Annotated in this window: 21 protein-coding genes, 2 tRNA genes and 1 riboswitch; of the genes, 22 read left to right on the top strand and 1 reads right to left on the bottom strand. The window is 47.2% G+C overall.

The window, feature by feature from the left end; genetic code table 11:
* Positions 1-27 precede the first annotated feature (27 nt).
* Positions 28-744 (top strand): DUF554 domain-containing protein, encoded by a 717-nt coding sequence (locus tag NSS95_RS16515; RefSeq protein ID WP_026104532.1) that lies wholly within the window; start codon positions 28-30, stop codon positions 742-744.
* A gap of 217 nt (positions 745-961) precedes the next feature.
* On the opposite strand, the gene yyaC is transcribed toward NSS95_RS16515, so the two are convergent.
* The gene (yyaC, locus tag NSS95_RS16510; protein WP_017550665.1) at positions 962-1,585 is read right to left on the bottom strand and encodes a spore protease YyaC; all 624 of its coding nucleotides are present in this window, start codon (positions 1,583-1,585) and stop codon (positions 962-964) included.
* A gap of 214 nt (positions 1,586-1,799) precedes the next feature.
* Here yyaC and NSS95_RS16505 point away from each other — a divergent pair, with 214 nt between their 5' ends.
* From NSS95_RS16505 to NSS95_RS16405, 21 genes are all read left to right on the top strand, one after another.
* The gene (locus tag NSS95_RS16505; RefSeq protein WP_061086643.1) at positions 1,800-2,711 is read left to right on the top strand and encodes a mechanosensitive ion channel family protein; all 912 of its coding nucleotides are present in this window, start codon (positions 1,800-1,802) and stop codon (positions 2,709-2,711) included.
* On the top strand, positions 2,701-2,901 hold the full coding sequence (locus NSS95_RS16500) for a DUF951 domain-containing protein (RefSeq protein WP_026683515.1): 201 nt from the start codon (positions 2,701-2,703) through the stop codon (positions 2,899-2,901). The genes NSS95_RS16505 and NSS95_RS16500 overlap by 11 nt, the downstream gene beginning before the upstream one ends.
* A gap of 158 nt (positions 2,902-3,059) precedes the next feature.
* Positions 3,060-4,160, top strand: a complete 1,101-nt coding sequence (gene ychF, locus NSS95_RS16495; RefSeq protein ID WP_014096616.1) for a redox-regulated ATPase YchF — start codon at positions 3,060-3,062, stop codon at positions 4,158-4,160.
* A gap of 74 nt (positions 4,161-4,234) precedes the next feature.
* A riboswitch (FMN riboswitch) is annotated at positions 4,235-4,374 on the top strand.
* Between the two features lie 116 nt (positions 4,375-4,490).
* A complete protein-coding gene (gene ribD, locus NSS95_RS16490) occupies positions 4,491-5,603 on the top strand; it encodes a bifunctional diaminohydroxyphosphoribosylaminopyrimidine deaminase/5-amino-6-(5-phosphoribosylamino)uracil reductase RibD (RefSeq protein ID WP_179234842.1) in 1,113 nt (370 codons plus the stop codon).
* Positions 5,584-6,231 carry a riboflavin synthase gene (locus tag NSS95_RS16485; protein ID WP_014096618.1) on the top strand — a complete coding sequence of 216 codons (648 nt, stop codon included), beginning with the start codon at positions 5,584-5,586 and terminating at the stop codon, positions 6,229-6,231. Before ribD ends, NSS95_RS16485 begins: the two co-directional genes overlap by 20 nt.
* Before the next feature lie 17 nt (positions 6,232-6,248).
* Positions 6,249-7,442, top strand: coding sequence for a bifunctional 3,4-dihydroxy-2-butanone-4-phosphate synthase/GTP cyclohydrolase II (locus tag NSS95_RS16480; protein WP_071452205.1), 1,194 nt, complete (start codon positions 6,249-6,251; stop codon positions 7,440-7,442).
* Between the two features lie 11 nt (positions 7,443-7,453).
* Entirely contained in the window at positions 7,454-7,924 is a 471-nt protein-coding gene (ribH, locus tag NSS95_RS16475) for a 6,7-dimethyl-8-ribityllumazine synthase (protein WP_071452204.1), read from the top strand.
* A gap of 253 nt (positions 7,925-8,177) precedes the next feature.
* Positions 8,178-8,465 carry a 30S ribosomal protein S6 gene (rpsF, locus tag NSS95_RS16470; protein WP_014096621.1) on the top strand — a complete coding sequence of 96 codons (288 nt, stop codon included), beginning with the start codon at positions 8,178-8,180 and terminating at the stop codon, positions 8,463-8,465.
* Positions 8,466-8,526: 61 nt separating this feature from the next.
* Positions 8,527-9,021: a single-stranded DNA-binding protein gene (gene ssb, locus NSS95_RS16465; RefSeq protein ID WP_014096622.1), complete on the top strand. Its 495-nt coding sequence runs from the start codon at positions 8,527-8,529 to the stop codon at positions 9,019-9,021.
* 44 nt (positions 9,022-9,065) lie between these two features.
* A complete protein-coding gene (rpsR, locus tag NSS95_RS16460) occupies positions 9,066-9,305 on the top strand; it encodes a 30S ribosomal protein S18 (RefSeq protein ID WP_013860883.1) in 240 nt (79 codons plus the stop codon).
* 156 nt (positions 9,306-9,461) lie between these two features.
* Complete coding sequence (locus tag NSS95_RS16455; protein WP_014096623.1) at positions 9,462-10,403, top strand: YybS family protein; 942 nt, start codon at positions 9,462-9,464, stop codon at positions 10,401-10,403.
* Between the two features lie 35 nt (positions 10,404-10,438).
* Positions 10,439-12,412, top strand: coding sequence for a DHH family phosphoesterase (locus NSS95_RS16450; protein WP_061565616.1), 1,974 nt, complete (start codon positions 10,439-10,441; stop codon positions 12,410-12,412).
* Positions 12,409-12,852: a 50S ribosomal protein L9 gene (gene rplI, locus NSS95_RS16445; RefSeq protein ID WP_014096625.1), complete on the top strand. Its 444-nt coding sequence runs from the start codon at positions 12,409-12,411 to the stop codon at positions 12,850-12,852. The genes NSS95_RS16450 and rplI overlap by 4 nt, the downstream gene beginning before the upstream one ends.
* A gap of 219 nt (positions 12,853-13,071) precedes the next feature.
* Positions 13,072-14,427, top strand: coding sequence for a replicative DNA helicase (gene dnaB / locus NSS95_RS16440; protein ID WP_014096626.1), 1,356 nt, complete (start codon positions 13,072-13,074; stop codon positions 14,425-14,427).
* Between the two features lie 174 nt (positions 14,428-14,601).
* Entirely contained in the window at positions 14,602-15,891 is a 1,290-nt protein-coding gene (locus NSS95_RS16435) for an adenylosuccinate synthase (protein ID WP_340714031.1), read from the top strand.
* 349 nt (positions 15,892-16,240) lie between these two features.
* Positions 16,241-16,316 (top strand) — tRNA-Asp (locus tag NSS95_RS16430).
* Between the two features lie 31 nt (positions 16,317-16,347).
* Positions 16,348-16,420: transfer RNA gene (locus NSS95_RS16425), tRNA-Phe, on the top strand.
* Positions 16,421-16,801: 381 nt separating this feature from the next.
* Positions 16,802-17,512: a response regulator YycF gene (gene yycF, locus NSS95_RS16420; protein ID WP_014096628.1), complete on the top strand. Its 711-nt coding sequence runs from the start codon at positions 16,802-16,804 to the stop codon at positions 17,510-17,512.
* A gap of 4 nt (positions 17,513-17,516) precedes the next feature.
* Complete coding sequence (walK, locus tag NSS95_RS16415; protein ID WP_035188742.1) at positions 17,517-19,337, top strand: cell wall metabolism sensor histidine kinase WalK; 1,821 nt, start codon at positions 17,517-17,519, stop codon at positions 19,335-19,337.
* Positions 19,334-20,617 (top strand): YycH family regulatory protein, encoded by a 1,284-nt coding sequence (locus tag NSS95_RS16410; protein ID WP_035188740.1) that lies wholly within the window; start codon positions 19,334-19,336, stop codon positions 20,615-20,617. The genes walK and NSS95_RS16410 overlap by 4 nt, the downstream gene beginning before the upstream one ends.
* Positions 20,604-21,386: a two-component system regulatory protein YycI gene (locus NSS95_RS16405; RefSeq protein WP_026683518.1), complete on the top strand. Its 783-nt coding sequence runs from the start codon at positions 20,604-20,606 to the stop codon at positions 21,384-21,386. The genes NSS95_RS16410 and NSS95_RS16405 overlap by 14 nt, the downstream gene beginning before the upstream one ends.
* The last annotated feature ends 14 nt before the right edge of the window (positions 21,387-21,400 follow it).

Raw genomic sequence — 21,400 nt, 5'->3', positions numbered from 1 at the left:
ATAAAGAGATAAAAACGGGTGAAAAAGATGGTATTGCTGGGGACAATTGTAAACGGGCTGAGCATTGTGGTCGGTTCTTTTATCGGAAGGCTGTTAAACCATATTCCGGAGCAAATGAAAGGCACCGTGATGCAGGCGATCGGGCTTGCGGTGATGGTGCTGGGGCTCGGAATGGGGCTGAAAAGTGAACAGTATATTATCGTAATATTAAGCCTTGTGATTGGCGCAGTCATCGGCGAAATGCTGCGGCTCGAAGCCCATTTGAACGGGCTCGGTGCCTGGCTGGAAAAAAAGTTTGGAAACAGCGGACAGGGCAGTACGGCCGAAGCCTTTGTGACGGCAACGCTCGTTTTTGTGATTGGCGCGATGGCCATTCTCGGAGCATTGGACAGCGGAATCAGGGGCGACCATACGGTACTGTACACGAAATCTGTTCTGGATGGTTTCACAGCACTGATCTTATCTTCAACCCTCGGTTTTGGGGTGATTTTTTCGGTTGTTCCGGTGATCCTTTATGAAGGTGCCATTGCGTTATTTGCCACGCAAATTAACCGGCTTGTCCCAGCACCGGTGCTGCATTCGTTTATTACCGAAATGACGGCAACCGGCGGAATTATGATTTTTGCTATCGGTTTAAATATTGCGGGGCTTGCCAAAATCAGGGTGGCGAATTTATTGCCGGGCATCGTGGTGGTTGCCGTGCTCATCGGCCTGTTACATGCTTATCATACGGTTTTTGGCTGAATTTTACAGGAATGAAGCAACACCTGTTTATCGGTTGAAGTATGAATGTGAACCGGCAGAAACTTACTGAAGTTGCGGATCCTTTTTGCCGGATCCCGGGCCATACAGGTTGCCGGCTTATTCATTCATCTGATTCCGATTTTTATGGTATAGAAGTTTGCGTTCACCGGGGAATTTCGGATAAACGGTTTCAAAAATGTTGCTGTTTCTGGATCACTTAAATCATTTTCTCCTTCGCCTGTCCGCTGTTCATGGAAATCATGGCGTTTTGATATTGAAGATGCAGATTGGCACGGCTGATGCCTGCAGCGATTAGTTTTGCCATTTTCAGAACAAGATTTAAACGGGTATTCTGAAGGACGGTAAACTCCATAAAACCGCTGATGTTCACAATTCCTGTAATGTGGATGTCGCCAACAGGAGGCAAATCTTTCTTTACACCCGCCCCCGGTTTCACCGGACCGTCGCCGATTTGGATCATGCCGACGCTCTTCATTTTTCCAAGGCAGGCATCGACGGCAATGACGAAGGGGTCGTGGTGCTTTTGATAAATCCTTTCCATATTTTCTTCAAGGTTTAAAGCATGAACCGGCTTATCGAGCGTTCCGTATACGTTGAAGCAGGACAGACCTGTTTCTTCCAAAAAAGTGCCCGTTAAAGGCCCGAGCGAGTCCCCGGTGGAACGGTCGGTGCCGATGCAGACCACCACCAATTCCCTGTTTGTACTTTTCGGAAGTGCTGATAAAATATGATTGGATATAATTTCTTTTGCCAGAACATCATCATGAAATACCTTGATACGATTGCCGCTGAATTCCAATTGTCCTTTTCTCAGATTCATATCAGCCACTCCCTCTTTGTAATAGTACCAGTATACGGAAAATCAAAAAAATCTATACATTTAACATATCTCTTTTTTGATACCCGCAACCGGCAGTTTTACACTTGATTCAGCCGCCAATCAAAAAGGTAATTTTTGAAAAGCGGAGCCGGTTGTCGAGCAAGCGCGGTTTTTTTGTTACAATAACGTTAAAAGAAATGAAGGTTGGTGGAATATGGGCCATTTTGAGACATATCTCAAACACCTCACATCCAAGTGGTTAAATGAAGATACATGGATCGGAATCGGGGAGACAGTGCTGAAGATCATTGTGGTGATGCTTGTCGCATCGCTTGTCATTAAATTCGGCAAAAAGGCGATTGGCAAAATTTTTGCAGTCCGTGCCAAAGCCCCTCTCCGGTTTTCAGAGCGGCGCGAGGCCACGTTGTTGCGGCTGATGGTGAACACACTGACCTATCTCGTCTGGTTTGTTGCCATTGTCACGATTTTGTCCATTCTCGGCATCAATGTCCAGGGGCTTCTGGCCGGTGCCGGAATTGTCGGGCTGGCTGTCGGGTTCGGGGCGCAAAGCCTTGTAAAAGACGTTATTTCCGGATTCTTTATTATCTTTGAAGACCAGTTTTCGGTCGGTGATACGGTGCAGGTCGGGAAATACGAAGGCGTTGTGGAAGAAATCGGGCTCAGGACAACAAAAATCAAAAACTGGACCGGCGAATTATACATCATTCCGAACGGCAATATTTCCGAAGTCACCAATTTGTCCATTCATAACAGCGTCGCCGTTGTAGATGTCCGTATTCCGTACGAAGAGGATATTGACAAAGCGGAAGCGGCCATTCAGGAAATACTGGTGTCATTTGCCGGACAGCACGAAGAGGTCGTGTCAGAGCCTGAACTGTTGGGCGTCCAGCAGCTCGGCACCACGGATGTTACACTCAGGGTGGTAGCGGAAACCCTCCCGATGGCACACTGGTATATTGCGAGAGTGCTGAAAAAAGAAATTAAAAAAGCATTGGACGAAAATCGCATCCATGCACCTTATCCGAAAATGGTGACTTATTCCCGTACTGAGAAAGAAGAGGCATTGGCCGGCCAATTTCTAAAGGGGGATGAACATGGAAGATAAAAATTTCGGGTTGTATGATATTGTGGAAATGAAAAAGCAGCATCCGTGCGGCACAAACCGCTGGAAAATCATCCGGATGGGGGCGGATATCCGCATTAAATGTGAAGGATGCGGACACAGCGTGCTGCTGCCACGCAGGGAATTTGCCCGCAAACTGAAAAAAATCCTCGTTAAGCACGAAGAACAATAGCCCTTTTACGGGTGTCTTTTTTTGGGAGCCGGGGTGCGGTTAAAATAAGGCCGGCAAACGAAGTCGTTAACCGGGCGCATCCGGCAGCACCCCGGGGTTTTTGATACAGCCGGGAAAAACTTGAAAGATACGAGAATGTTTGAAGGAGTGGACATAAAATGGCGTTAACAGCCGGAATTGTCGGTTTGCCGAATGTCGGAAAATCGACTTTATTTAATGCGATTACAAAAGCCGGGGCCGAATCTGCGAACTATCCGTTTTGTACAATTGACCCGAATGTCGGCATGGTGGAAGTGCCGGACGAACGGCTGGAAAAATTAACAGAACTGTACCATCCGAAAAAAACGGTCCCGACCACTTTTGAATTTACTGATATTGCCGGGATCGTCAAAGGCGCGAGCAAAGGGGAAGGGCTCGGGAATAAGTTTCTTTCCCATATCCGCCAGGTGGATGCAATCTGCCATGTCGTTCGTTGTTTTGAGGACGAGAACATTACACATGTTTCCGGGAAAGTCGATCCGATTGATGATATCGAAACGATCAATCTTGAATTGATCCTGGCCGATCTTGAAACGGTGGACAAGCGGATCGGGCGTGTAGAGAAAATCGCAAAACAGAAGGATAAAGAAGCCGTTGCCGAATATGAAGTGCTGACCAAATTAAAGGCGGCTTTTGAAGCGGAAAAACCGGCACGGGCGGTGGAACTGACCGAAGACCAGCAAAAAATCGTCAAAGGGTTCCAGCTTTTAACAAGCAAGCCGGTTTTGTATGTGGCCAATGTCGGGGAAGATGACATTCAGGATCCGTCTGCAAACCCGTATGTCGGGAAGGTGCGTGAATATGCCAAACAGGAAGGCGCGGAAGTGATTGTCATCTGTGCCCGCATTGAAGAAGAAATTGCCGAACTGGATGACGATGAGAAAAAGATGTTTTTAACCGAACTCGGCATCCAGGAATCCGGACTTGACCAGCTGATTAAAGCTGCTTACAGCCTGCTTGGCCTTGCGACTTATTTTACGGCTGGGGAACCGGAAGTCCGCGCGTGGACATTCAAAAAAGGCATGAAAGCCCCGCAATGCGCAGGCATTATTCACTCCGATTTTGAAAAAGGGTTTATCCGGGCTGAAACGGTGTCGTATGAAGATTTAATCAAATATGGCAGCGTGGCAGCAGCAAGAGAAGCCGGAAAAGTGCGCCTGGAAGGAAAAGACTACGTTGTCCAGGACGGCGATGTCATGCATTTCAGGTTTAATGTATAACAGGACTTTTGGACGAATATTCAAATTGTATTGAAAAAATTCAAATCATCCGTTAAAATAGGTATCAGTCGAATATTTTCCTTCGGGGCAGGGTGCAATTCCCGACCGGCGGTGATGAGGAAACTCAAAGCCCGTGACCCGTATTCTCCGGAATGCGGTGGATTTGGTGAAATTCCAAAGCCGACAGTGACAGTCTGGATGGGAGAAGGATCAAACGTTTCATTGGAACGTGTATTTCATGATGCCGTTTTGCCCCGCACATCTTCGTGCGGGTTTTTTGTTTTCACGGGTATATGTTGGCGGAAATTGCATACAGGAGGCATGAAAGGATTGCAAAAAGAAGATTATATGCAGCTTGCACTCCATTTGGCCGAAAGTGTGGCCGGGCAGACTTCCCCGAATCCCCCGGTTGGAAGTGTCGTCGTGAAAAACGGCACGATCGCCGGGATGGCGGCCCACTTAAAGGCGGGAGAAAAACATGCGGAAAGGCTTGCGGTGGAACAGGCCGGGCCGCTTGCAGAGGGTGCTGAAGTTTTTGTGACGCTCGAGCCGTGTGCCCATTACGGAAAGACGCCGCCGTGCGCAGATTTTTTAATTGAAAAAGGCATCAAAACAGTATATATCGCTGCATTGGACCCCAATCCGCTTGTCGCAGGCAAAGGAATAGAAAAGCTCAGGCAAGCCGGAGTAAAAGTGGAAACCGGGATATTGAAGGAACAAGCGGAAAAGTTGTACCGCCCTTTTTTCCACTTTATTCAAACGAAAACACCGTTTGTCACTGTCAAAACCGCCATGACGGCAGACGGAAAAATTGCATCTGAAACCCGTGACAGCAAATGGATCACAAGTGAAGAAGCAAGGCGTGATGCCCGCCGGTTAAGAAGCAGGCATGATGCAATACTTGTCGGCATACAAACCGTTCTCCATGATAACCCCCTTCTCACCACACGTTTGCCCCATTCCGGGAAAAATCCTATTCGCATTGTATTAGACACCCATTTGCGCATCCCGCCGGAAGCGAAAGTGCTAAACGGCGATGCGCCAACCATTATTTTTTGCGGAAGCGATGCACCAAAAGAAAAAGAACAATGTCTGAAGCAGCTTGATGTCGAAGTGGTCCGCATGCCGCATGCCCGCCTCTTGATCCGTGACGTGTTAGCAGCGCTCGGGGAAAAAGGCATCATGACTTTACTCGTCGAAGGCGGCGCGGCAGTAAACGGCTCATTTTTAAAAGAAGGCGCAGTGCAGCAGTATATTTTTTACATTGCCCCGAAAGTGATCGGCGGGAAAAACGCGCCGTCCCCTTTCGGTGGACACGGGTTTGGCAAGGTGGCCGATGCTTTGCCGCTCCGGTTTGAAAAAGTGGAACAGATCGGGCCTGATTTAAAAATCACGGCTGCCGTCCAAAAGGAGGTGCCGGCGCATGTTTACAGGGATTATTGAAGAAATCGGCATATTGAAACGTGTGGAAAGAGGCCCCCGCTCCCTTAAGCTTGCCGTACAGGCCAGGACGGTTCTCCAAGATGTACGGCTTGGCGACAGCATTGCAGTGAACGGTGTTTGCTTAACCGTCACATCCTATACGCCAAATGCATTTACGGCTGATGTCATGCCTGAAACATTTTTCAGCACGGCATTGGCCGGGCTGAACATCGGCAGCAAGGTCAACCTTGAACGGGCAATGGCTGCAGGCGGGCGGTTCGGCGGGCATTTTGTCACAGGGCATGTTGATGGCACGGGCACGGTCTGTTTGAAACAAAGGATGGAAAATGCCGTTTATATCACGATTTCTGTTCCCTCCTCCCTGTCCGCCTTTCTGATCCCAAAAGGCTCGGTTGCACTCGACGGCACCTCCCTGACTGTGTTCGGGGCTGCGGACGGGCAATTAACCGTTTCATTGGTGCCGCATACGCAGCAGCATACGATATTGCCGGAAAAAAAGATTGGCGATGCCGTGAATATTGAATGCGATATTTTGGCCAAGTATATGGCAGGGCTGTTCAGGAACGGAGAACGGGCGGAAAAAGAGAGCGGCATGATGGCGCTCTTAAAAGACCAAGGTTTTATGTAAACAAAGGGGTGAAAAACTTGTTTCATACCATTGAAGAAGCAGTAGAAGACTTAAAGGCCGGAAAAGTCGTGATTGCCGTCGATGATGAAAATAGGGAAAACGAAGGTGATTTTATCGGCCTTGCGGAAAAAGCGACACCGGAAATGATCAATTTGATGGCCAAAGCAGGACGCGGGCTCATCTGTGCACCGATTACGGCGGAAAAAGCACGGCAGCTCGATCTTTACCCGATGGCACGGCAAAATACCGACAGCCATGAAACGGCCTTCACCGTGAGCATTGACCATGCTGCCACCCGGACCGGCATCAGCGCATTTGAACGTGCCAAAACGGTCCGGCACCTGGCAGAAGACGCGGTAAAAGCCGAAGACTTTCACCGGCCGGGGCATATTTTCCCGTTAGTGGCCAAAGCAGGCGGCGTCCTGGAACGGTCCGGCCATACGGAAGCAGCCGTTGACCTGGCAAAACTGGCAGGCGCAAATCCGGCCGGCGTGATATGCGAAATCATGAATGAAGACGGCACGATGGCACGACTCCCTCAACTGGAGGAAATGGCCAAAAAATTTGGCATCAAACTGGTGACGATCCAATCGTTAATCGAGTACAGAAAAAAACATGAGAAACTGATTCAAAAAGAAGCGGAAATCACGCTGCCGACGCGTTACGGCACGTTCCGGGCTGCCGGCTACAAAGATTTGCTGTCAGGGGGAGAACATGTTGCCCTTATAAAAGGGGAAGTCAACAGCGAAGAGCCGGTGCTGGCAAGGATCCATTCCGAATGCCTGACCGGTGATTGCTTCGGTTCCCTCCGTTGCGACTGCGGCCCGCAGCTTGCCCGGAGCCTAGCGCGGATTGAAAAAGAAGGGCGCGGTGTCCTCGTTTATATGCGGCAGGAAGGGCGGGGGATCGGGCTTCTGAATAAATTGAAAGCTTACCGGCTGCAGGAAAAAGGATTGGACACAGTGGAGGCCAACCGACGGCTTGGATTTCCGGCAGATATGCGCGACTACTGCATCGCTGCGCAAATTTTAAAAGATCTCGGGGCAACACAAGTCCGGCTTTTAACAAACAATCCTGATAAAGTGGAGGCATTAACGCGTTACGGTATCCGAATTGCGGAAAGAGTGCCGGTTGAAATCGCACCTGTCCGTGAAAATGAAGGATATTTGCGTACGAAAGCGGAAAAAATGGGGCATTTGCTGCATATATAGGAGGAGATCAAATGGGACAAGTATTTGAAGGCAATCTGGTTGGAACCGGCTTAAAAATCGGCATGGTTGCTGCCCGCTTTAATGAATTCATTACAACAAGGCTTGTAAGCGGGGCAAAGGATGCATTATTAAGGCATGGCGTTAAAGAAGAAGCAATTGATCTTGCCTGGGTACCGGGCGCGTTTGAAATCCCGCTGGCGGCAAAAAAAATGGCAGAAACGGACAAATATGATGCCGTATTGGCACTTGGCGCGGTGATCCGCGGCGCGACCCCGCATTTTGAATATGTAAGTGCAGAAGCGGCAAAAGGAGTCGCCCATGCAAGCCTTTCTACAGAAACACCTGTCATTTTCGGGATTCTGACAACCGACACGATTGAACAGGCGATTGAGCGAGCCGGGACGAAAGCAGGCAATAAAGGCTGGGATGCGGCAGTGAGCGCGATCGAAATGGCGAATGTCATCCGGAAAATAGAAGCATAAATTTGAAAAGGGTGTTATTGCTTTTGATGTAAAAACTTAAGTCCGTTTTATAAAAAAGCCCTTGCGAAAGGAACGTATGTTTGATAAAATAGGGATGTCAGCGATAGCAAAAAGCGGGATGGAGTCTTAAGACAATTGATTTTGCCTGCGGGATATGGTATACTTACGACTTGTGAGTAATGAATGCATGAACCATTGCTCCTTGCCCTTTTGAATAAAAGGGCCGCATAGTCCATAAGGAGGTGACAAACAGATGAGAAAGTACGAAATTATGTACATTATCCGCCCAAATATTGAGGATGAGGCAAAAAAAGCGCTTGTTGAGCGTTTTGACAATGTCCTCAACAACCAGGGTGCGGAAATCATCGAATCGAAAGAGTGGGGAAAACGCCGTCTTGCATACGAGATTCAGGACTTCCGTGATGGTTACTACCATATCATCAACGTGAATGCTGAACCGGTTGCAGTCCAGGAATTTGACCGTCTGGCGAAGATTAATGGTGATATTATCCGCCACATTGTTGTAAGAGAAGAAGAATAATTTTTAACGATAAAACGTTTCACGTGAAACGGATTTTGAATCATGAGAGGGGTTGATTCTGATGTTGAACCGTGTTGTTCTCGTAGGCAGGCTGACAAAAGATCCCGATTTGCGCTATACGCCGAGCGGAGTAGCGGTTGCTACTTTTACCCTGGCTGTAAACCGTACGTTTACAAACCAGCAGGGGGAAAGGGAAGCGGATTTCATCAATTGTGTTGTTTGGAGAAAGCAGGCTGAAAATGTGGCCAACTACTTAAAAAAAGGAAGTCTGGCAGGCGTAGACGGCCGGATTCAGACACGCAACTACGAAGCTCAGGACGGCCGGCGCGTGTATGTCACAGAGGTCGTGGCAGACAGCGTCCAGTTTCTTGAACCGAGAAGTGCGAATCAGGAACGCGGCAGCAGCCAGAATTACGGGAACAACCAAGGGAGTGCTTTCCCGGGGTACAATCAGAATCAAAATCAGTATCAGCGTAATGATTCAAAGCCTGATGAAGATCCGTTCTCAAATGATGGACAACCGATTGACATCTCTGATGATGATCTTCCGTTTTAATGCGGGAAGACCCGTAAAGTTGTGATAAAAAGGAGGGTGAAAAAATGGCAGGTGGACGCAGAGGCGGACGGAAACGCCGGAAAGTATGCTACTTTACCGCGAACCATATTACCCATATCGACTATAAAGATGTGGACTTGCTGAAAAAGTTCATTTCTGAAAGAGGAAAAATTCTTCCTCGTCGTGTAACGGGTACAAGTGCAAAATACCAACGTAAATTGACAACTGCAATCAAACGCGCACGTCAAATGGCGTTGCTTCCTTATGTTGCAGAAGACAAATAAGCAGCGGAAAAATCACCCGGATTTTTCCTTCAATATATGAATGAAAAAAGACACCCTGTTTTCAGGTTGTCTTTTTTCATTTTATTATCTTTTTGCTTCATGGAATGGTTATGGTAAAATGAGGGGAAATGATGGTTTTTTGAAGGGAGCATGCGTGTGAAAAAAACAAGAATGCTGACAGAAGGGGCGATGCTTGCAGCGGTTTTCGGCGTCATGCTGCTTGTTGCATTGCATGTCCCGGTGATCCGGATAATTGTTTTGGTTTTTCTTCCGCTGCCTTTTATCCTGTTTTGTGCCAAATATTCTTTGCGTTCAATTCTTGTCTTCTGTCTGGTTTGTTTGCTTGTGTCTGCCATTATGGGAACAGTCATGGCAATCCCGATGGCCGTTTTTTTCGTTTGTATTGGATTTGTTATGGGATACGCTATTCAGCGAAAAAAATCTAAATTATTTATATACATAGCAACCAGCCTGACCTTTTTAGCCATCACGATCATCGGGCTGTTTGCCACCCTGAAGTTTTTCCACTTGAATATCATCGCGGAAAACTTAAAAATCATGCAGCAGTCAATCGAACAGTCGAAATCTCTTGTCAACAGCCTTGGGGAACCACAGGCCTATGAGGACCGGTTTGCGCAAATGGCCGATGCCGCAAGCCAGATGTATTCTGTCTATTTGCCGAGCCTGTTATTGCTGTCTGCCTTTATTGCCGTTTTTGTGCTCATTTCTGTGAACTTTCCAATCGCCAAACGTTTCGGTGTCCCGGTTCCGTCCTTTCCACCTTTCCGTGAAATGCGGCTGCCGGGGAATATCTTATGGTATTTCATTCTGGCAATGGCAGCCAACCTGCTGATGCGCGGGGACACGGGCAGCTTCTTTGCAAAAGCGGTTCTGAATCTGATGCTGATTTTCCAAATTCTCATTTTGCTGCAGGGGTACGCTTTTATAAGCTTTGTCAGCCACGAGAAAAAATGGCCAAAAGGGTTACTGGCTTTCGCCGTCATTTTATCAATCATATTCAGCCCGCTGCTTTATCTTGTTATGATATTCGGTATAATGGATTTAGGATTTGATTTCAGGCGGATGATTCAAAAGTGACCCTTTCTTAGTTTCTCAATATAGGAGCTGAAGGTATGCCTTCTTACTACAATAAACGGTTCATGCGCTATCCGTTATACGGCTTAATTGCAGTGTCTCTCATCCTGCTCGGTATTATTTTCTTTTACCACTGGTGGATAACGGCAGCCGGCATTGTTGTGCTCGGGGCGTTATCCTACTGCGCATTTTACGTGGAACAACGGTCGAGCGAAGAAATCGAACGCTATATCTCCAATCTTTCCTACCGGGTCAAACGCGTCGGTGAAGAAGCGCTGATGGAAATGCCGATCGGGATCATGCTGTACAATGAAGATTACATCATTGAATGGACAAATCCGTTTATGGCCTCCTGCTTTAATGAAGATACACTTGTCGGGCGTTCCCTTTATGATGTAGCGGAAGTGCTCGTACCGCTGATTAAGCAGGAAATGCATTCCGAGACGATTAGTCTGAATGAAAGGAAGTACAGGGTTGTCCTGAAACTGGAAGAGCGGCTGCTTTATTTTTTCGACATTACGGAACAGGCCGAAGTCGAGCAGTTGTATGAAGATGAACGGACCGTGATCGCCATTATTTATTTGGACAACTATGATGAAGTGACACAAGGCATGGACGACCAGTCTGTCAGCAGCCTGAACAGTCTCGTGACCTCGATTTTAAACAAATGGACAATGGAGTTCGGCCTGTTTTTTAAACGAATTTCGTCTGATAAATTTATTGCGGTATTTAATGAACGGATTTTGCATGAATTGGAAGACAATAAATTCTCGATTCTTGATGAAGTCAGGGAGGCCACAGCGAAGCAAAACGTGGCGCTGACTTTGAGCATCGGGGTTGGCGCAGGTGTCCCGTCCCTCCCCGAACTTGGGGAGCTTGCCCAATCGAGTCTCGACATTGCCCTCGGGCGCGGTGGTGACCAGGTTGCCATCCGGCAGGCGAACGGAAAAGTGAAATTTTACGGTGGCAAAACAAATCCGGTTGAAAAGCGGACAAGGGTCCGGGCCCGCGTGATTTCCCATGCGCTGCGGGAACTCATGATGGAAAGAGACAAAGTGATGATCATGGGCCACAAATTTCCGGATATGGATGCCATCGGAGCGGCTGTCGGCATCCGGAAAGTGGCGGAAATCAACCAAAAAGACGGCTATATTATTTTAAATCCGAGTGAAACGGACACAAGTGTCAAGCGGCTGCTTGGGGAAATAAAACAGTATCCGGATTTGTATGCCCGCTTCATTACACCGGATGAGGCGCTTGAAATGGCGACGGATGACACATTGCTTGTTGTCGTTGATACGCACAAGCCTTCCTTTGTCATCGATGAACGAATCGTCAGGCGGATTGAAAATGTCGTTGTCATTGACCATCACCGCCGCGGGGAAGACTTTATTAAAAACCCGCTGCTTGTCTATATGGAACCGTACGCCTCTTCGACATCCGAACTTGTAACCGAATTGATGGAATACCAACCGAAAAACGGCAAAATCAATATGCTTGAAGCAACTGCCCTGCTTGCTGGTATAATAGTGGATACAAAAAGTTTTACATTGCGGACAGGCTCACGGACGTTTGATGCAGCATCCTATCTTCGTGCCCAGGGCGCCGATACGGTGCTTGTACAAAAATTTTTAAAAGAAGATTTGCGTTCGTATATCCAGCGCGCCAAGCTTGTGGAAACCGTTAAATTTCCGCTAAACGGCATCGCGGTGGCAAAAGGGAAAAATGATACCATTTATTCCCCTGTTTTAATGGCGCAGGCTGCCGATACGATTTTAATGATGAACGGCGTCGATGCTTCTTTTGTCATCGGACGGCGCAGCGAGAATGAAGTGGGGATCAGCGCAAGGTCGCTTGGAAGCGTCAATGTGCAAATCATTATGGAAACGCTGGATGGCGGCGGGCACCTTTCCAATGCAGCCACCCAGATGAAAAATATAACGGTTGATGAGGCAGAAGAAAAGCTCATTCAAGTGATAGAAGAGTATATGGAAGGGAGTCAGCAATCATGAAGGTCATATTCCTGAAAGACGTAAAAGGCAAAGGAAAAAAAGGAGACATTAAAAATGTGGCGGATGGTTATGCCCACAATTATTTGTTCAAAAACGGGGCGGCAATAGAAGCGACGCCTGCCAATCTGAAAAGCATGGAAGCCCAAAAACGGAAAGAAGAAAAACTGGCGCAGGAAGAACTGGAAGAAGCCAAAAAATTAAAAGAGAAACTTGAGAACATAACGGTTGAAATCAAAGCCAAATCGGGCCAGGACGGGCGACTGTTCGGCTCGGTTACAAGCAAACAAATCTCTGAACAACTGAAAAAAAGCTTCCAGATTCAGGTGGATAAAAGAAAAATAGAGCTGCCGGATGCGATCCGCACTTTGGGTTACACGAAAGTGCCGGTCAGATTACATCATAACGTAACGGCAGTGCTCAATGTCCACGTTTCCGAATAGAAACGTATTTTACCAGCTTTCTTTTTGTTTTCCGCGTGTTAAAATAATAGTACGTGCAGAAAAATGTGATCCATTTTATCGTGATCACATTTTTTCTATTTGGAATAAGTGTGCGGTTCTCTTACGGCAAACGGGTTACCGGTTAAACTGCCATTCTCCCCGGCATGCTTATGTTTGGTGCCGGAACTGGATGATTTAGGATAAAATGGAGGATTCAAAATGAATGAATTGCAAGACCGCATTCCCCCCCAAAATATTGAGGCGGAACAGGCAGTGCTTGGTGCCATTTTTTTGGAGCCTTCTGCATTTATAACAGCTTCGGAAATTTTGACGGCAGAGGATTTTTACCGGAATGCCCATCAAAAAATTTTCCAGGTGTTTGCGAAGCTGAATGATGCCGGCAAGGCAGTCGATCTTGTAACAGTGGCGGAAGAATTATCAGCCACCCGGCAGCTTGAAGATGCAGGCGGCCTCTCTTATTTGAGCGAACTGGCCGCAAGCGTTCCGACAGCGGCCAATATCGCTTACTATGCCGGAATTGTAGCTGAGAAAGCTTTGCTCAGGCGCCTGATTCGGACTGCCACCCATATTGCCCAGGAAGGCTATACGCGGGAAGACGATGTCGATGAACTGCTTGATGAAGCCGAACGCAGCATTATGGAAGTGGCCCAGCGCAAAAATGCCGGCGATTTTAAACATATCAAAGATGTCCTTGTCAGCACATATGATAACATCGAAATGCTCCATAACCGGAAAGGCGACGTCACCGGGATACCGACAGGGTTTTACGAGCTTGACCGGATGACAGCCGGTTTCCAGCGCAATGATTTGATTATTGTGGCGGCGCGCCCGTCTGTCGGGAAAACGGCATTTGCCCTCAATATCGCGCAAAACGTCGGCACGAAGACAGAGGAAAATGTGGCGATCTTTAGCCTTGAAATGGGCGCTGAACAACTTGTCATGCGGATGCTGTGCGCGGAAGGCAATATCGATGCCCAGCGGCTCCGGACCGGGGCGCTGACAGACGAAGACTGGCGGAAACTGACGATGGCAATGGGAAGCCTCTCTAATTCCGGCATTTATATTGATGATACCCCTGGAGTAAGGGTAACGGAAATCCGCTCGAAATGCCGGCGCCTGAAACAAGAGCACGGGCTTGGCATGGTGGTCATCGACTATTTGCAGCTGATTCAAGGAAGCGCCCGTTCCCGGGAAAACCGGCAGCAGGAAGTTTCTGAGATTTCAAGATCGCTGAAGGCGCTGGCGCGTGAACTTGAAGTGCCGGTCATTGCCCTTTCCCAGCTTTCCCGGGGCGTCGAACAACGGCAGGATAAGCGCCCGATGATGAGCGATATTCGTGAATCGGGAAGCATTGAACAAGATGCTGATATCGTGGCTTTTCTGTACAGGGAAGACTATTATGAACAGGACACGGAGAATAAAAACATCATTGAAATCATTATTGCGAAGCAGCGGAACGGCCCGGTCGGCACCGTCCAGCTCGCTTTTATAAAAGAGTACAATAAATTTGTGAACCTGGAACGGCGGTTTGACGATGCGCCTGTTCCGGCATAGCAAGTATCGATATGAAGCTTTTCCTTTTCGGGGAAAGGCTTTTTTTGTGCGTTTTACGAATAAAAACGCTGAAAAAATATATAAATGTTCGGATTTACATTGACTGTTGGCGGTTTAAGCTGGTAAAATGATGGATGGAAATCATGATTTGTAAAATATGCGGAGGTGCACTCAATGTCGTCAGTTGTCGTGGTAGGTACACAATGGGGGGACGAAGGAAAGGGAAAAATTACCGACTTCCTCTCTGAAAATGCGGAAGTGGTGTCCCGCTATCAGGGCGGGAATAACGCGGGCCATACCATCCGTTTTAATGGGGAAACGTATAAACTACATTTGATTCCGTCGGGGATTTTTTATAAAGACAAAATTTGTGTTATCGGAAACGGTGTCGTCGTCGATCCAAAGGCGCTCGTCGAGGAACTGGATTATCTGAACGGACGGGGTATTTCAACGGAAAACTTGCGCATCTCCAACCGTGCGCACGTCATTCTGCCTTACCATATTAAACTGGACGATGCAGAAGAGGAACGGAAAGGCAGCAATAAAATCGGCACGACGAAAAAAGGGATCGGCCCGGCGTATATGGATAAAGCAGCAAGGACCGGTATCCGGATTGCTGATCTGCTTGATTACGAAGAATTCAAAGAAAAACTGACGCGCAATCTTGAGGAAAAAAACCGTCTGTTTGAAAAAATATACGAAACGGAAGGCTTTACGCTGGAAGAAATTTTGGAGCCTTATTACGAATACGGCCAGCGCTTTAAACAATATGTCTGCGATACGTCGGTTGTTTTAAACGACGCGCTTGATGCGGGCAAACGCGTCCTTTTTGAAGGGGCGCAAGGGGTCATGCTCGATATTGACCAGGGAACTTATCCGTTTGTCACATCATCCAACCCGATTGCCGGCGGCGTCACAATCGGTTCCGGTGTCGGCCCGTCGAAAATCAACCATGTTGTCGGCATTGCCAAGGCTTATACGACACGTGTTGGCGATGGCCCGTTCCCGACAGAGCTTTTGGATGAAACCGGCGACCGGATCCGCGAAACCGGACATGAATACGGCACAACGACAGGAAGAGCGCGCCGTGTCGGCTGGTTTGACAGTGTTGTCGTCCGCCATGCGCGCCGGGTGAGCGGCCTGACAGACTTGTCCGTAAACCTGCTCGATGTACTGACCGGCATTGAAACGTTGAAAATTTGTGTCGCCTACCGCTATAAAGGGAAAGTGCTTGAAGCGTTCCCGGCCAGCTTAAAAGTGCTGGCTGAATGCGAACCGGTTTACGAAGAACTGCCGGGCTGGACGGAAGATATTACCGGCTGCCGTTCCCTTGATGAGCTCCCGGACAATGCCCGCCATTACCTAGAGCGCATTTCCCAACTGACCGGGGTTCCCCTTTCCATGTTTTCCGTCGGTCCGGACCGCCTGCAGACGATTGTGGTGCAAAGTGTCTGGCGGGTGTGACGGAAAACCCGGACGAATCGGATTTGGGCTGCCGGAAAAACGGTAGTGGAACCACGTCGAAAAGAAAACCGATGAAAAAGCATCATCGGGTGAGGTTGCTAAAAGCGATTTTCATCCCAGAATGTCCACTAGAACGGAAAAAACGGCGAGATCCCATAAAAGGGGTTTCTCGCCGTTTTTATATTGTTTTAAAGTGGGTCATGATTTTCCATCTTTTACGGCGGCCATGCTTGAAAATGAACATTTGCTGAAATTTCAATTGCCATTCACTTAAAAAATTTGTAGAAATGTGTTGCAAAATGGATGATAGATATGATAACATTACTTCTGTTGTTACAAAATGCACAATGGTCCCGTGGTGTAGCGGTTATCACGCCTGCCTGTCACGCAGGAGATCGCGGGTTCGATTCCCGTCGGGACCGCCATTTTTAATTATACATATTTGTTTTCGGTTCGGGCCCGGTAGCTCAGTCGGTAGAGCAAAGGACTGAAAATCCTTGTGTCGGCGGTTCGATTCCGTCCCGGGCCATTTACTAAAAAGCACTGCGATGACTTAGACTCTCGTAGTGCTTTTTTATTATATGGCTCTTCTAACCCGCCAGAATGGAAAACAGGATGCAAGCCGTATCCCCCGGCACTCTTGATAGATATTACCAGGGGGCATGGTTTCAGTAGAATTGGACAATTTTTATGCAAGTAAGTTAAAATTGTAATAGTATGGCTGCTGGAAGCTGCCTGTGAATCCTTTGATACAGAGCAGCAATGCTTCTGGATTTCCAGGGGCATTGCTGTTCGCCATGATGCGGGGAAAATGAGATTTTTTAGGAACATAAAGACTAAAGATGATAGAAAGTTGTAGATAGATGTCAATCAATGAGAATGGCGCATTTTAAATGAAGGAGTATGGACGATGGATAAAAAAATTTTGGTCGTGGATGATGAAAAACCGATTGCCGATATTTTGCAGTTTAATTTAACAAAAGAGGGTTATACGGTGTATTGCGCTTATGACGGTGAGGAAGCATTGGAAAAGGTGGAAGAGGTGCAGCCGGATTTAATTGTCCTTGATATTATGCTGCCGAAGCGGGATGGCATGGAAGTGTGCCGCGAAGTGCGGAAAAAATACAATATGCCGATCATTATGGTAACGGCAAAAGATTCGGAAATTGATAAAGTGCTCGGCCTTGAGCTCGGTGCCGATGATTATGTCACAAAACCTTTCAGCACCCGTGAACTGATTGCCCGTGTCAAAGCGAATTTGCGGCGGCACCAGCAGACGCCCGCGGCTCCGGGTGAGGAAGAGGAATCCAATGAAATTGCGATCGGTTCACTTGTCATTCATCCGGATGCTTATGTCGTCTCAAAACGCGGCGAGACGATTGAACTGACGCACCGCGAATTTGAGCTGCTCCACTATCTGGCGAAGCATATCGGGCAAGTGATGACGCGTGAGCACTTGCTTGAAACCGTGTGGGGTTATGACTATTACGGCGATGTCCGGACAGTGGACGTAACGGTCAGACGGCTCCGCGAAAAAGTGGAAGATAACCCGAGCCACCCAGAGTGGATTGTGACAAGGCGCGGTGTCGGCTATTATTTGCGCAACCCTGAACAGGAGTAGCCAAATGAATAAGGTGAAATTCTTCCAGTCTATTCACTTTAAGTTTGTCCTGATTTATATTCTGCTGATCGTCGTCGCGATGGAGATTATTGGGGTGTATTTTATCAATAAGCTGGAAAACCAGCTCGAGACGAATTTTAAAAAATCGATATACGACCAGGTCAATGTGCTTGAATACAGTATTGAAGACCTGTTGACGAAAAAGCAGAACCAGGCGGCGGATATTACGTTAAAAGTGAGGAAAGTACTGGGCGATTTTAAAAGCACGGATGTATCTGAAATCCGGCTGATCGACGCGCACAGCGGCGTTATTTTGGGTACTTCTTCCAATGACCAGAGCATTGTCGGCCAAAAAACAACCGAAGATATTGTCAAAAGCGTCCGTGTAACCGGCCAGCCGGAAGATCAGATTTATTTGGACAAGCAGACTGGCGACCGAATGTGGGTGCTGGCTTCCCCGATTAAAGCAAATGGTGAGCTGATCGGAATCATTTACCTTGTCTCCAAAATTGAAACGGTTTACCGCCAGGTGCAGGCGATTAACCAGATTTTTATGACAGGGACGGTTATTGCCGTACTGGTTACAGCCCTGCTTGGCATCATTACCGCACGCACGATTTCAAAGCCGCTCAGTGAGATCCGCAAGCAGGCGATGGCGATGGCACGCGGCAATTTTGCCCGGAAAGTCAAAGTGATCGGGAATGATGAGATCGGACAGCTCGCTTATTCGTTTAACCATATGACAAAAAAGCTGCAGGAGGCGCAGGCCAGCACGGAAGGCGAGAGAAGAAAACTCGACTCCATCCTGACCCATATGACAGACGGTGTAATTGCGACCGACCGGAGAGGAAGGATTATTTTAATTAACGAGCCGGCTGCCGAGATGCTGGATGTTTCACGTGAAACAGTGCTTTCCCAGCCGCTTATATCGGTTTTAAAAATTGAGAATGAACATAAGTTTGATGATTTATTGACAGAGCAGGATTCCGTTATCCTTGACTTCAGTACGGATGAAGAACCGTATATTTTACGAGCGAATTTTTCGGTGATTCAAAATGAAGCCGGTTTTGTCAGCGGCCTGATTACGGTTTTGCACGATGTCACCGAGCAAGAGAAAATTGATATGGAACGCCGCGAATTTGTGGCCAATGTGTCCCATGAATTGAGAACGCCGCTGACCACGATGAGAAGCTATTTGGAAGCTTTAACAGACGGGGCATGGAAAGATGAGAAAATTGCACCGCAGTTTTTAGGCGTGACGCAAAATGAAACGGAACGAATGATCCGGCTGGTGAATGATTTGCTGAAGCTTTCAAAAATGGACAGCAAAGACGAACATTTAAATAAAGAGTGGGTCAATTTTGTGGAGTTTTTCCACCATGTCATTGACCGGTTTGAAATGGCAAAGCAGCAGAATGTCACGTTCAAACGCAAGTTGCCGAATACGGAAATTTTTGTGGAAATCGATGAAGATAAAATGACCCAGGTGTTGTACAACATTATATCCAATGCGTTGAAGTACTCCCCTGAAGGTGGCCAGATTACGTTTAAGCTGAGGGAACTGAACGAAAAAATTGAAGTCAGCATTTCTGACCAGGGTGTAGGCATCCCGAAAGAAAACGTAAAGAAAATTTTCGAGCGCTTTTACCGTGTTGATAAAGCGCGCAGCCGCAAACTCGGCGGAACAGGGCTCGGCCTTGCAATTGCAAAAGAAATGGTGGAAATGCACGGCGGAAGCATTTGGGCAAGCAGTAAAGAAGGAAAAGGAACGACCATTTACTTTACCCTTCCCTACGAACCGGCACAAGAGGATGAGTGGCTATGAGTCTTGAAAAAGCAAAAACCATCATATTGACGTTGCTCGTGCTTCTGAGCTTGTTGTTAACGTGGCTGATCTGGAACAACCAGCCGAATTATGACTTGCTCAACTTAAAAGATCTGGACAATATCGCGATTGCAAAGGAAAAAAAGGTGCCCGGCATCATCCTCCCTGACAAAGTACTTTACCATGAGAATGACGGAACAACCGGCACGGTTCATGACGGGGAAATTTCACGGGTGATGAATCTGCTTCGAACATGGACATTTGATATGAGCAGCTCTCGCCTGTTGCAAAAAAAAGACCTGTATAATTTAATGTACGGAAAAAACAGGATTGAATTGGACTTTCCGGCCCCTGTCCCGTTCAGTGTCTATCAATCGGTCCTGAACTTTGCCAATAAAAAAGTGCCGGATGCCGATTTTGACCATATTGTTATCGAATTAAACAAAGGAACCAAAAACTTAAACCATGTTTATTTTATTTCAACGGCGTCCAATAAAGTATATGAGGCAAGCACAGATCAAAAATCCATTCAGGTGTTCATTTCAAAACTGAACGACAACAAATCTTTGTACAAGCCGTATACTGCCTTTGCCCTTTCCGGCCCGAGAAGAATCTACCTGCCTGCCGGAAATCCGGTGGTGAACCAGTACAAATATGCGACAACCGATATTGAAATTGATAAATTTAAAAAAGCGCTGTTTGCCGATCCAAACTTTGTAAAGAAAGTGGCGGGGGAATATACAAACGGTATCAGCCTGTTGCGGACAGATGAATCCAATAAAGTCTTAACCTTCGTGAATCCAGGGGAAGACATCGGGTACAGCTCCGATCCAAACCATCTGCTGACGCGGGCCATTGATTTTATTAACCAGCACAGCGGCTGGACGGACCAGTACCAGTATTTCGAAATCAATGAGCGGGAAAATGAAGTCACGTTCCGGCTTTTTAAAGACGGCTATCCTGTTTTTAACGATGACGGCATGGCGGAGATCCGGGAATACTTGGGCAAATCGGAAATTTACAAGTATGTCCGCCCGTACTTCAACCTGTCGCTCAACCTGACGTTAAAACCGGCTGCTGTTAAACTCCCGCCGGCTCAGGATGTAATCGCCGGCTTGCAGACAAACCCTTCCGTTCAAATGAACAAGGTGAGAGATATTGCAGTCGGGTACCGTTTACAAAAAGACAGTGACGATATCCTTTCGCTGCAGCCGGCCTGGTATTATTGCGAAGACGGAATTTGGAAAATGGCAGGGGGGGATGAAGATGGACTGGAGTAAAACAAAAACAATCTTTATTCTTGTTTTCTTGGTGCTTGATATTTACCTTTCCTGCCAGTTGTATTTCAAACATGTCAAAAATCAGTATGAAGTCATTGGCAGCCCGACAGCGGAACAAAGCTTAAAGGCTGCAAACATTACGTTCGTGAACCTGCCGAAAGGAAAGGCAAAACGGCCGTATATCAGCGCGGAAGAAAAAGTATTTACCGCAAAAGACTTGAAAAAATTGAAAAACCAGCAGGCGGAAATCGTGAACGGGTATCAACTCAGTTCCGCTTTTGATAAGCCGGTGAAATTGGGAACAAAAATCAAAACGGACCAGCTGGAGGCGGTTATTCAAGAAAATATGCTTTACGGCAGCCGCTATAAACTGTGGAACTATGATAAAGACTTGAATCAGGCCGTCTTTTATGAGACATATAACGGAAAAATGATTTTTAATAATAAGAACGCGAAATTGACCGTGTATTTAAATGACCAGAATGAAATCATTTCCTATGACCAGACGTATTTGACCAATATTAAAATCTACCGAGAAGAAGAAGAGACATTGTCGGCGGTAAAGGCGGTGGAAGCCTTATATAAGAAAGGAACGCTGAAACCGAACAGCAAAGTGACGAAGGCGGAACTCGGTTACTATACGAGGGTGCCGGAACTCCAGGTGCTTGTGCCGACATGGCATTTTACAGTAAAACACGGGAATGAAACAGAGCAATTATTTATCAATGCATTTGAAGGTCAGGTCAACGAAATGGAAAATGCACAATAATTTTGGAGAGGATA

The organism is Weizmannia sp. FSL K6-3076 (assembly GCF_038007245.1).
Lineage (GTDB): Bacteria > Bacillota > Bacilli > Bacillales > Bacillaceae_C > Weizmannia > Weizmannia faecalis.
The sequence above is the reverse complement of the archived record's forward strand: the minus strand, read 5'-3'. Positions and strand labels throughout refer to the sequence as shown.